A 580-nucleotide genomic window follows, 5' to 3' on the forward strand; every position below is an offset into this window, starting at 1 on the left:
GTCGTAGACGCCCGGCCGAGGCTCGACGCCGGCCCACAGCACCCCAAGCCGGACGCTGGTGAACCCCTGCGCCTCGAGGAAGGCGGCGTCGTCCTCACTGAAACCGACGGCATCGGGGGCATAGGGGGCGCTCTTGGCGACCTCGTTGATCCCCTGCGTGATGACCACGCGGTGCTGGGCGTCGGTCACCCAACGCCCCTGGGTGGTCCACCGTGAAGCGTCGACGTGAACCGGCGCTGCCGTATCCGCCGGCGAGGCAGTTGCCGGTGTTGCTGCGGCAATGCCCATCCCTGTGGCGAACAAGGACAAAGCTACAAATCCGAGGGCTGATTTTCGGCGCATGGAAATTCCTTCTTCTAATGTCAACTACCAACAGCCGTCAGGATGAATCGGGCTGGAGATGACTGGCGAGGTACCAGCATATATGAAGAGGGCTCTTCGGTGGGGTGACGAGCGTGATACACGGAGCTATAGCGCGCCAAGTAGCCGCGAAATTAGCATGACCGGCGGGCTCACGAAAGTATAGCGTTCGATCATATCAGATAACTTTCGTTCACAGTTGTGCGGGTATTATTTCCTG

The 580-nt window shown here is 60.3% G+C and carries 1 pseudogene; it reads right to left on the reverse strand.

Annotation, left to right across the window (positions count from 1 at the left end):
- Positions 1-189 (reverse strand): annotated as a pseudogene (locus tag AC3A84_RS18565) (cellulase family glycosylhydrolase); the annotation flags it as partial.
- Positions 190-580: the final 391 nt, after the last annotated feature.

The organism is Paracidovorax sp., assembly GCF_057642795.1.